Origin of the sequence: Microcoleus sp. MON1_C5 (assembly GCF_036701875.1) — a bacterium.
In the GTDB taxonomy this organism is placed as follows: Bacteria; Cyanobacteriota; Cyanobacteriia; order Cyanobacteriales; family Microcoleaceae; genus Microcoleus.
The window spans coordinates 21,333-32,810 of sequence record NZ_JAUBRN010000013.1 but is presented as its reverse complement, the minus strand read 5'-3'; the positions used below and the strand labels follow the sequence as shown (position 1 = coordinate 32,810).

Below are 11,478 nucleotides of genomic sequence, written 5' to 3'. Positions count from 1 at the left end.
CTCGCCCAGCGCGATCGATTAGTTAGGGAATTGAATCTTGATTTGGATTAGAAAAGGCATTAGCAAGAGCTACGTATTCTTTAACAAGCTCTGCTAACTCTGTAAACGACATTGTGACTCCGCTTGCACAAATACCATTGTTGGAAATCCAAACATGGTGTAAATTGCCTTCAGGTATAGTTGACGCTTCAAGATGCTTGCTAATATTGTAAAGTCTATTAAGCTTTTCATGAGAGCTACCGTCTCCTGTTTTAAACAAATTCGTTTCCTTTGACTCTATTTTTTTTCCGAGTTTTCTCCAAAATTCGTAAGCCTGATATAATTGTGTAACTGCTATTTCAAAATGAGAAAGCGCTTGAAAATATAAAGATATGTTCTTTTTGCTCTCATTTAAATATAAAAGCAGTAGAGTACGACCATTTTGATACTCAACTAAAGCCATTTGTACGCGACGGATGATTCCAAAAATATAAGGTTTGTACTCGGTTTTAAGAGGAAATGTGAATATAGAATTAAAAATAAAGTTATCCATTAAAGGTTCTACCTCAGCTAAATGCTCTCCTAGATCGGGAGCATTACACTCAGACAATGCTGAAATTTCCTGAGCGAAGTAGTTATCTAAGGCATAGTGTGTAAAAGGCATAATTTGTTACTTAATGACCACTTCTCAAGTCTAACGTCTGCTAAAAAGCTCAGCTTATGGACAACCGAACCCATCGGATAGTATTTACTACACTACTCTTACCTTAGAACTAGACAAGTCTGAAAAGGGATATCTAACCAAAATTAGGTCATTTTTAGAGGAGCTGGGCATAAACATCATCCTCAGTATTGTCCCAAACTCTATCTAGTGGTGTTTGACTGGCTTGAAGCCAAAACTCACCTTCTTCATCAGGTAAAACTGTTACTAATACTTTTGCCCCTTCGGGTAATTCTGATAACTCCAGCAGTTCAATTTTCCCTTGTCGAACAGTAGCCCAAAGCGTTTTCAGCATATCCACCTCATAAACTGTGCTTTATGCAATTTGCAGATTTCTGGTAGGTTGTCGCACTGAGCGACTAATTACAACCTCACACACATAAAGCGAGGAAGTATTTAAGCCTGATTTAGGATCAATTTAACACAAGTTCTGGTTGATGAGTCTCAAACAAAGGACGAGTTACTTGGCGCAGCAGCACTGTTTCTAAACTGCCTTCTACTACATTTTCTGCTTCTATTTCTAACTCGCCCCACAATAGCCGATCGCCTTGATTTGGCATTTTACCTAAATTGTGGATCACGAATCCGGCGATTGTTTGGTAAGCTTGGTCAGTCGGCAGGTGTAACCCGAGTTTTTCGTTAACTGCTTTCACTTCCCATAGGCCTGAAATTAGTGCCGAATGAGCATCTTTTTGAACGAAAGTTGCTTGGGAAGGTGACAGCAGCGGTTGAGACTCTTTACTGGTAATCCAACCTGTCAGCAGCCGCACGGTACCGTTGAGAATTGCTAGCAGCGGCCACAGTAATCTCGAGCAGAGTTCGAGGGTCGGCATCAACAGCAAAGCGGTGCGTTCTGGGGCGTGGGTTGCTAATACTTTGGGAATGAGTTCTCCTAAGACTATTTCTACGTAAGTTACTAAGATAAAAGCTGCGGGAACTGCGATCGAATGAGCAGTCAGCACGGCCGGCAAATGACCGATCGGCAATTTGTCGATCCACGGTTCGATCCAGTGTACAGTCGCTCCCTCACCCAACCAACCCAACAGCAAACTCCCTGCTGTTGTGCCAGTTTGAGTCACAGACAGGTAATGCGGTATGTTGTTCTGAGCTTGGTGGACGAGTTCGGCGGTTTTAGCGGTTGGGCGATCGTCCAAGTGGGCGAGTTGGCGGATTTGATGGCGATCGGCTGATACTAATGCTAGTTCTGATGCCACAAAAAAGGCGATTAAAAGTGTTAAGCCCAGCAACATTGCTAATCTCAGCATTGTTTGAGCGACTTCTATTTCCAGGCAAGTAAGGTTGTTCAAGATAGATATCTAATATGATAGATGTTTTAGGTTAATTCTTTTATTTTAGCTTGGAATTCAGATAGGTTTATTCCCAGAGATTTCGGATATCCCCACTACCCTTATTGGTAGGTGCACCTCGGCGCACCTTACCCGTATAACTTGTGAACTCTTTCTCTTCTCTTCCTTCGCGCCCTTGGCGTCTTCGCGGTTCGTTTTAACTGAGATATTGCACCATTCTCAATTACTTGTTTAGGAACAGGCTTTCCGGCCTGTTCCACAAGAGATGAATTTTATTGTGGAACAGGCCGGAAAGCCTGTTCTTAACAATGATGCAAGATGTGAGTAAAAAAAAATCTAATTCACAACACCGGAACTCATTGCTGTATCAACTCTCCCTTACTCCCCGGAGCGAGTTAATTTCCGTAAAAGTCTGCACCGGATCGGACTTCAACCCGCCTTGAATGTAATTCAACTTCACTTCTTCTAACAAATCCGACACCAGCGACTGCAATTCCCCGAGAGTTTTCTCATCTTGCAATTCCCGCCGCAAACTTTGATTAAATTCTTGGCTGAAATTATCTAGAATTTTTCTACCTTTATCGTCTTCATAAGTATTAGCTACCACATCCACAGCAGTTTGAGCCAAATAATTCGCTACCTGTTCCGTCATCTCCGTCGGCAAAATGTTAATCGGAGAGAAATTTTGCAGGATTTGATAAAAATCCGACTGTTTGATGGTTGTTTCCAAATTGTGGTGCAGCAATTCTTCCAAATCCGGTTGCACCTGCGGCAAAACTTTGTAAATTGTCAGATCCAAAATCCGCTTGGTAATTTGTTCGATCGTATTTTCCTGATTGACATGAAGGTAGGGCTGCTGCGCCAGCAACATCTGCGCCGCGTCGCCCTGTTTGATCGAATTTTTAGCTTGATTGATAAACCGCACCATCATGTATTCCGAGATCGTATTGGCTAAATAAGCCACCGGTTCGTAGGTAACTTGAGCAACTGCGCGATCGAGATTCACCAAACCCGACTTGTGAAGGCGCACCAATACTGGCAGAATCCGCCACCCCTGCCAAATCGGTATCACCAGAAACACCTCGTACCAGCGCCTGAGCACAAAATCAAACCAAGTTACCCCCGGTTTACGGCGGGTGTGGAACAGACTTTTAATCAAAAATTCCGCCCCAAAAAAACCGATAAAAAACGTATCAATTCGCCAAAACTGGTCAGCGCTTTTCAAATATTCGGGATTAGCTAAACTCGAATCAATGCCTTTTATCGGGTCATAAATTTTAACTAAACCCGGAAAATAGCTCTGATAAACAGGGCGCAACTGAAGGTAATTGAAATGGAAAAGCACCAGCAAGAAATTGACTACCGCTACTAATGCGCTCAGTTTTGCCCAAGAAATTGTTTTTTTGGACGATTTTACATCGGTCTTGTTAACAGTTGTGTGGGAATCTGACATAAAAGTAATCTTCCGAATTTGCTAATTGATAAATCTATCTTGTGGCCGAGGCTAAAAAACTCTTAACCTATTAGAATCCCTGGGACGATAAGTATAAGGAAACCAAAGACCGTGAACTTAAAAACAGTCATATCGCTGCTCAAACAAACTTTTACTGAATGGCAAGAAGATAAAGCGCCAACCTTAGCCGCCGCCCTAGCCTATTACACAGTCTTCTCCCTGGCCCCGCTGCTAATTATCGTAATTGCGATCGTCGGTGTAGTCTTTGGTCCAGAGGCAGCCCAAGGTCAAATCGTCGCCCAACTCCAAAGTTTAATCGGCAAAGATGGCGCCCAAACTGTCCAAGAACTCATCCTCAAAGCCTCCGAACCAAAGTCAGGAATGATTGCTACTTTAGTCGGCATCGCTACACTTTTGTGGGGCGCTTCCAACGTGTTTACTAATCTCAAAGAAGCCCTCAATACTATTTGGAATGTTTCACCGCCTCCCGGACAAGGCATCTGGGGATTCCTGAAAGACCGCGTATTGTCTTTTGCAATGATTTTAGGCATAGGCTTTTTACTGCTAGTATCTTTAGTAATTAGCGCCGTTTTAGCCGCCGTCAGCTATTGGTTGAACAACTGGCTGCAATTACCAGTCGGCATTTGGCAGATTGTGGACTTTGCTATCTCCTTTGGCGTAGTTACGCTGCTTTTTGCCTTAATTTACAAACTTTTGCCCGATGTCCATCTTGCCTGGAATGATGTTTGGATCGGCGCCGCCATCACCTCAGTGCTGTTTACGATCGGCAAATCCCTAATTGGAGTTTACCTCGGAGGTAGCGGTATCGCCTCTACCTACGGTGCTGCGGGCTCGTTCGTGATTATCCTGCTTTGGATTAATTATTCCGCTCAAATTCTGTTCTTAGGTGCCGAGTTTACCCAAGTTTGGGCTAACAGATACGGTTCCCGAATGCAAGGTTCGCGAAACAATATCCTCAACAGCGAAAACGGAGAATCCTCCGCACGCAAACACCGGAAGAAATCTTAACATTACACAAACGGGAAATTTGAGGTTAAACAAGAATTCCTAGTTTGAGATAAGAAGTAAGAAGCAGAACGCAGAAGGAAGAGGGAAAAAGGCAGAAGGCGGAAGGCGGAAAGAAAGAAAAATTTTCTAGGCAATAATTTTGCTTTTTTTTTCTCTGACCCTGTAACATTCTGTCTTCGGGGCCACCTACTTCTGCTTTCTCCAAATCCCTACCAATTTATCCAGAGAAGTAAAAATTATACCTTCGACTGACCTCGCATCTCGAACACCAAGCTGAAAGCAGGTTCGAGTTTTACACCGACCAGAATCCGGCAAATTCCCTTCACCCTCATTAATTTCTATTTAGATTATCTAGAGTTTGAGCTGCTGCACGTCTCTGTCAGCAGAAGGAAGTCGTATGTCAATTTTTCTCTGCAACTTATCCCTTCAGGATGATTTCTCGATCCCGCATTTTGACTTTAATACAAATTAGCTAGAAGATTCCAGTCCCGGCGCAGCAGCCAAAATTGAACTTCAATCTTCTCCTGAAATATTTTTAATTTTTGGTAAACAATCATGATTTCATTAAGTAAAAAACGTATCGCTCTTATATCGGTACACGGCGATCCCTCTGTGGAAATTGGCAAACAAGAAGCGGGCGGGCAAAATGTTTACGTGCGTCAAGTAGGGGAATCTCTGGCGAAACAGGGGTGGCAAGTTGATATGTTCACCCGCTCATCCGATCGCCAACAAGCAAGAATTGTACAGCACAGTCCGAATTGCCGGACAATTCGGCTAGTAGCAGGGCCACAAGAATTTATTCCCCGCGATGAACTCTACGGATATTTACCAATCTTTGTTCAAGAATTTCAGAAGTTTCAGTTAGAGTCAGGCTTTCAATATCCGTTAGTTCACACAAATTACTGGCTGTCTTCTTGGGTGGGAATGGAGTTGAAAAAATCGCAACCTCTGCTGCAAGTTCACACTTACCATTCTTTGGCAGCAATTAAATACAAGTCGGTTTCGACAATTCCGATGATTGCCAAAACCAGGCTGCAAGTAGAAAAAACACTTTTGGAAACAGCCGATCGCGTAGTGGCTACCAGTCCCCAAGAAAAAGAACACATGAGGTCTCTGGTTTCCTCAAAAGGCAATATTGACATCATTTCCTGCGGTACCGACACTGAACGGTTCGGCTCGATCGCCCGAGCGACCGCCCGCCGCCACTTGGGAATAGCCCCCGAAACCAAAGTCGTGTTGTATGTCGGCCGTTTCGACCGCCGCAAGGGCATCGAAACCTTAGTCCGCGCCGTCAGTCGGTCGGCGGTGCCCAAAGCCGATTTAAAACTCATAATTGGTGGCGGGTGGCGTGCGGGGGAAAGCGATGGCAAAGAGCGCGATCGTATCGGCAGCATCGTTGAAGAACTCGGGCTGAGCGACATTACCAGTTTTCCCGGCGCCTTGAGCCGAGACATTCTCCCCGGCTACTACGCCGCCGCCGATGTGTGCGTCGTTCCCAGCCACTACGAACCCTTCGGTTTAGTGGCCATTGAAGCGATGGCCTGCGGCACGCCCGTAATCGCCTCCGACGTGGGAGGGCTCAAATATACTGTAGTGCCGCAAGAAACAGGTTTGCTCGCGCCGCCGAAAAATGAAGCAGCCTTTGCCGAGGCGCTCGATCGCTTGTTAGCTGACTCAGTATGGCGCCAGCAACTCGGACACACAGGCCGCAAGCGCGTCGAAACCTATTTCAGTTGGAACGGTATCGGCTCCCAACTGGGTCAACTTTACACTCAACTGCTCGAACAATCGGCCCTTGAGCTTGACCCGGTGAGCGCTTAGTAGTATCACTTAGTATAGTTGAAGCGAGTTTCCCTTGAGCCCCTGTTTCACTCATCCGTTCTAACTGGGAACCTTCAACTAGAAGTGATATCAGGAGGTACTCTTGTACGCACCAGAACATCTGGGAAGCCATCTACAACCCATTTCAGACATCGAGCTAATTCGCCTGTGGGTGGAGGGCCAATCCCCCCGCAGCAAGCGCTTTAGCTGGCAGGCGACCAACCGTTTTCGGCTGTTTGTAGAAAAACCGCTGGCAGAAGTGACTCTGACAGATGTCGAGACTTTCGCCGCAGCAATGAGAGCTCGGAAACTTGCACCCGGTTTCTACAACCAAACCTTGCTAGCGCTGAAATCGCTGTTCGCCTTCGGCCAGCAAACGGGAATATTGCCCGCAGCCCTCCCTCTGCACGGGTGGCCGGTGCGGCAGCGCAGGCAACTGTCCAAACGCCTTCGTTTTCAACTCTCTTGGGGTTTCTTAATCTGTTTGTGCTTTTTCTTAGGTCGAATGACGCCGAGGCTGCTGTGGGCACAATCGGTCTCGGTAGAAAGCTCGCCCACCCCGAAACGCCTGCTGGAAGTTGCGGTCCTCGATTCACCAGACAAAGGAGAGAATAACATCGAGCTCGATCGAGAACCCGAAACTGCAACCCTCAATTCACCAGAGTCCATACAGGATAACAGACTCGATAGCATCGGCCCGGAACGTCGAGTGAAAGCCTTTCTCGACACAATTGCCGCCGCCGAAGGAACCGCTAGCGCCGACGGCTACCGCACCCAGTACACCGGCACGAAATTTGTCAGCTTTCAAGATCATCCCAGGGAAATGAGGTGCGGCCGCCGCTACGGCAAAAAACTCTGTTCCGACGCAGCGGGGCGATATCAGTTTCTCAGCACAACCTGGGACAGATTTGCCAAAAAATTTGGCGTCCGCGATTTCAGCCCCCAAAATCAAGATTTGATGGCTATAGAGTTAATCCGAGAAAAAGGTGCCTTAGAAGATATAGAAGCGGGGCGATTGGAGTCAGCAGTCAGAAAACTCGCTTACATCTGGCCTTCTTTTCGGCGTTATGGCGGTTCTGTGGAATCGTCGATGCCCAAACTCGAAGCAATGTACCTGCAAAATTTGGGGATTGACCGCCCAGGATTGGTTGTTAGTAATTAGTGAATAGTCCCCGGACGAGTTTAGATTGGGGTTTGGCAATTTTGGATTAAATTTTGACATCCAAAATTGAAAATGGGGGAGTTATGGGTGATTTCTATTCTTCGGAAATTTAAAAATTAGGCTAATTTTCCATCTTCCATGTGAACAATGCGATCGGCAATATCCAAAATTCGGTTATCGTGGGTTACTAACAAAATAGTACAACCCTGTTCTTTGGCTAGTTGCTGCATCAAATTCACCACTTCGCGACCGGATTTGCTGTCCAGGGCGGCTGTTGGTTCGTCAGCTAAAACAATTTGCGGTTGACTGACCAAAGCGCGGGCGATCGCAACTCTTTGTTTCTGTCCTCCCGACAAATCATCTGGATAATAGTTAATCCGCTGTTCCAGTCCTACTAACTCTAGCATTTTTGCAGAGCGATCGCGCATTTGGGAACGCGACAAATTCCCGTGAACTTCCAAACCCATCTGCACGTTTTGCAGCGCCGTCAAACTGCGGTGTAAGTTGTGCGCCTGAAAAATGTACCCTATTTTGCGCCGCGCCTTTACCAATTGGTCTGCACTCGCTTTGCACATTTCTTGACCGAGAATTTTGAGACTTCCCGATTGACCGGATCTCAGTCCGCCAATCAAAGTTAAAAGCGTAGTTTTTCCCGAACCAGACGGCCCCGTCATCAGCACGATTTCACCTGCATTAATTTCGAGATTAATGTCAAAAAGTACCTGTTTTCGCAGTTGACCTTGACCGAAGTAGTGGTCGAGTTGGTGCGCGGAAATTACTGGTGCAGGAATCTGTAATGCGTTGGTTGTTGGGTAGAGAGTAGTAGAATTCATAACTTATTAATTTGAGGTTTGAGATTTAAGAATAAACCCCTTTGGTCGCCGAGAACGCAGATGGAAAACAAGAGAATGATTACAAAAAATATGTGTGCAGTCAGGACTTTATACCAAATCAGGCTTCAATACCCCTTTATTCTTTAGTCCGCGAAGGCGGACTTCGTTTGTGTAGTAGCGCTTGAAACCGCCGAATCTTATAAACTGATTCATTTTCCCTTAAAACATATCTGCTGGATCGGCTGCTTGCAGTTTGCGAGTGGCAATAGCTCCTGAAATAGTGCACATAATCACGTTCAAAAGTAATACTATAAATGCTCTAAGCAGCGTCATATAAAGGGGTAAATTTGTAGCTTTGCGAGTTAAAGAGTAGAGTCCGAGAGAGACTCCTACTCCCGGCAAAAAACCGAGGACGGAAAGAATTAGAGCTTCTTCAAAAACGATACCGAGTAAATAAACATTGCGGTAGCCCATGGCTTTGAAAGTAGCGTATTCTCCCATGTGGTCGCTGACATCGGTTGAGAGAACTTGATAAACGATAATTACTCCTACCACAAAACCCATCGCGACGCCTAAATTAAACACAAAGCCGATCGCAGTATTCTTAGCCCAATAGTTTTTCTCAAAATCGATAAATTCTTGTTTTGTTAGTACCTTGACATCCGGCGGTAAGTATGCTTTCAAAACTTGTTGAACTTCCACGGGGTCAGCACCCGGTTGCAGTTGAATTAACCCGGCATTAACACTCGCGGCGTTTTGTCTCGCAAACAGGCGCAAATAATTTTGATCGCTAGTCATCAAAATACCGTCGGCGGCAAAAGATGCCCCAACTGTGAATAAACCGCTGACGTTAATCGTGCGTCGCTCGACCTCAGCTTTAACGGCTTTTCCTCGATCGATTTGCGCGATCGTCCCTTGGTAGTCTCCCCTAGAAGCTCGATCGAACAACACGGTATCCGGCAATTTAATCGCGCTCAAATTTTGGTTAACTTCTGGAAGCGCAAACGCAGGGCGATCGGGATTGAAACCCACCACCATCAGCGACGTTTCGCGCCGAGTTTCGGGATTTTTCCAGTTAGCAATTTTCACGTAAAGCGGCTCGGCTGATTTGACGCCCGGTACGTTCATTGCTTGATACAATCTGCGCCTGGAGAAGGAAGACAAATTAATCAAATTTCGCGCTTGAGGGTGAATCAAAACTAAGTCTGTTTGCAAGGCTTGATGCAGCCGCGTATTGCTGGTGTAAAGCGCATTTTGAAAGCCTAACTGCATGAACATCAAAACGTCAGCAAAGGCAATTCCTGCTACTGCAACGGCCATTCGCCCTTTGTCGTGACTCAGTTGCAGCCATCCGAGGGGAGTTCTGCGTCTTAATTTTTGTAAGGGTTGGATGAGTCCAAGCATAGGATTTTAGATTGGGGATTTCGGATTTGGGATTGAAGAGATAGGAGTGATGGTTTACTCTCTTCGTACAGAAAGAATATGTAATTATTGAACCGCGAAGACGCGAAGGACACGAAGGAAGAGAAAAGAAGAAGTAGATAGTTTTCTACCGGGAAGGGAGTAACATTTTTTAAGCTGAGGCTCATCTAAATTTGACAATCAAATTCGAGCAAATTCTTGTGGGGTGGGCGTCCCGCCCGCCCAAAAATACAATTTAGATGCGTAGCAGCTTACTTAATCTTTAATTTCGCCGATCGCCACTTTGACCTGCAAATTGGTTAATCCCGCTACTTTCTGGCTGGAAGCTGCATCCAAACGCACTTTTACTTCCACAATTCGACTATCAATATTCGCAGAAGGATCGGTGTTAACAATGTTTTGCCGCTGCACTTGCAAACCAATATATTCGACAGTTCCGCGCAATTCGCCGGTCAAAGCATCGCTAGTAATTTTGGCGGTTTGTCCGAGTCGTACTTTGTCCACATCGCTTTCGTAGATTTCCGCAACAGCCAGCATCTCGCGAGTTTGTCCGAGTTCGACAATGCCGTCGTTTCCCACCCTTTCCCCCGGATGCGTGTGAATTTTCAGGACTTGGGCGTCTCTGGGAGCACGGATGTAAGCTAGATCCAGATTGGCTTTGGCGCCTTTGGCTGCAGAAGCGGCGGAACTGACTTCGGCGGCGGCTGCTGCTATGTCAACGGGACGCACTTCGGCGATGCGATCGAGATTTGCCACGGCTTCATTAATCTGCTGTTGTCGAGATTCCTGAATTTGGCTGAGTTTGGCTTGGGCTTCGTTAATCTGTTGTTGGCGCGATTGTTGAATTTGGTTGAGTTTGGCTTGGGCTTCGTTAATTTGTTGTTGGCGCGATTGCTGAATTTGATTTAGTTTTGCCTTTCCTTCGTTGAGTTGCTGTTGAGTTGTTTCGGCTGCGAGGCTTTTGCTGTCGCTAGTTGAGGCGGAAATTGCTCCCTGTTCATAGAGTTGGGAGTACCGCCGATCCTCGCTTTGGGCGTTGCGGAGTTCGGCTTGTAGGCGGGCAATTGCGGCTTTTTGAGTTTGAATTTCCCCTTGCTGTTCGGCCCTGATGCGAGCAATTGTGGCTTCTTGCGCTGCGATTTCGGTGCTGCGATCGACTTCTAGGCGCGCAACGATCGCCTGTTGCGCTGCGATCTCGTTGTTGCGATCGGCTGATAAACGGCTAATAGTCGCTTTTTGGGCTTGGATTTCGCCGTTTTTGGCTCCAGCTTTCACTTTTGCTAGATTTGCCTCGGCGACGCGCACTTGTTCTTGAGCTTGGTCGAGGGCGGCTTGCAGGCGATCGCGACTGTCCAAAATTGCGATCGCTTGACCTGTTTTCACTGTGTCTCCCTCTTTCACCAAAAGTCGATCGATCCGGTTTCCTTCCGCGGCACCGGAGGCGGAGACTTTAATTACTTCTCCTCTGGGTTCGAGTCGTCCCAAGGCTGTAACTGTTGTTAATTGGGATGCTGCGACGGCTGCTGCTGCTGCTACTGCGTTGGGATCGGGTATGCGCGATCGCCAGATCGTGTAGCCTGTGGTTCCCCCTGCAGCCAGGGTTGCTACTGCTGCCACAACTAGGAGTTGTTTAACTAGGGATGGAGTTGAGGATAAGCCGTCGGCTGTTGGTTGGTGTACCATGACACACCTCATCATTTAGGTTGATAAAACTAAACCGTTTAGTTCTAAATTAAATACTAAACCGTTCA

10 protein-coding genes are annotated in these 11,478 nt (G+C 46.4%); 3 read left to right on the top strand and 7 right to left on the bottom strand.

All coding sequences use genetic code 11. The features are described from left to right. Positions 1–22: 22 nt before the first annotated feature. The 4 genes from QUA71_RS09010 to QUA71_RS08995 form a co-directional block, all read right to left on the bottom strand. Positions 23–643 carry a hypothetical protein gene (locus QUA71_RS09010; RefSeq protein WP_333284193.1) on the bottom strand — a complete coding sequence of 207 codons (621 nt, stop codon included), beginning with the start codon at positions 641–643 and terminating at the stop codon, positions 23–25. Positions 644–797: 154 nt separating this feature from the next. After that, positions 798–995: a hypothetical protein gene (locus QUA71_RS09005; protein ID WP_333284191.1), complete on the bottom strand. Its 198-nt coding sequence runs from the start codon at positions 993–995 to the stop codon at positions 798–800. Between the two features lie 118 nt (positions 996–1,113). Beyond that, positions 1,114–2,007 carry a CNNM domain-containing protein gene (locus QUA71_RS09000; protein ID WP_333284189.1) on the bottom strand — a complete coding sequence of 298 codons (894 nt, stop codon included), beginning with the start codon at positions 2,005–2,007 and terminating at the stop codon, positions 1,114–1,116. Positions 2,008–2,374: 367 nt separating this feature from the next. Then, entirely contained in the window at positions 2,375–3,460 is a 1,086-nt protein-coding gene (locus QUA71_RS08995) for a hypothetical protein (protein WP_333284187.1), read from the bottom strand. A gap of 111 nt (positions 3,461–3,571) precedes the next feature. Here QUA71_RS08995 and QUA71_RS08990 point away from each other — a divergent pair, with 111 nt between their 5' ends. The 3 genes from QUA71_RS08990 to QUA71_RS08980 all read left to right on the top strand — a co-directional run bounded on the left by QUA71_RS08990 (position 3,572) and on the right by QUA71_RS08980 (position 7,472). Continuing rightward, positions 3,572–4,489, top strand: coding sequence for a YihY/virulence factor BrkB family protein (locus QUA71_RS08990; RefSeq protein WP_333284185.1), 918 nt, complete (start codon positions 3,572–3,574; stop codon positions 4,487–4,489). 555 nt (positions 4,490–5,044) lie between these two features. Continuing rightward, on the top strand, positions 5,045–6,310 hold the full coding sequence (locus tag QUA71_RS08985) for a glycosyltransferase family 1 protein (RefSeq protein WP_333284183.1): 1,266 nt from the start codon (positions 5,045–5,047) through the stop codon (positions 6,308–6,310). Positions 6,311–6,413: 103 nt separating this feature from the next. Further along, the gene (locus QUA71_RS08980) at positions 6,414–7,472 is read left to right on the top strand and encodes a glycoside hydrolase family 104 protein (protein ID WP_333284181.1); all 1,059 of its coding nucleotides are present in this window, start codon (positions 6,414–6,416) and stop codon (positions 7,470–7,472) included. Positions 7,473–7,588: 116 nt separating this feature from the next. Here QUA71_RS08980 and QUA71_RS08975 read toward each other — a convergent pair whose 3' ends face one another. The 3 genes from QUA71_RS08975 to QUA71_RS08965 all read right to left on the bottom strand — a co-directional run bounded on the left by QUA71_RS08975 (position 7,589) and on the right by QUA71_RS08965 (position 11,410). Further along, positions 7,589–8,305: a DevA family ABC transporter ATP-binding protein gene (locus QUA71_RS08975; protein WP_333284179.1), complete on the bottom strand. Its 717-nt coding sequence runs from the start codon at positions 8,303–8,305 to the stop codon at positions 7,589–7,591. A 219-nt stretch (positions 8,306–8,524) separates the two neighbouring features. After that, the gene (devC, locus tag QUA71_RS08970; protein WP_333284177.1) at positions 8,525–9,709 is read right to left on the bottom strand and encodes an ABC transporter permease DevC; all 1,185 of its coding nucleotides are present in this window, start codon (positions 9,707–9,709) and stop codon (positions 8,525–8,527) included. 273 nt (positions 9,710–9,982) lie between these two features. Next, a complete protein-coding gene (locus tag QUA71_RS08965) occupies positions 9,983–11,410 on the bottom strand; it encodes an HlyD family efflux transporter periplasmic adaptor subunit (RefSeq protein ID WP_333284175.1) in 1,428 nt (475 codons plus the stop codon). Positions 11,411–11,478: the final 68 nt, after the last annotated feature.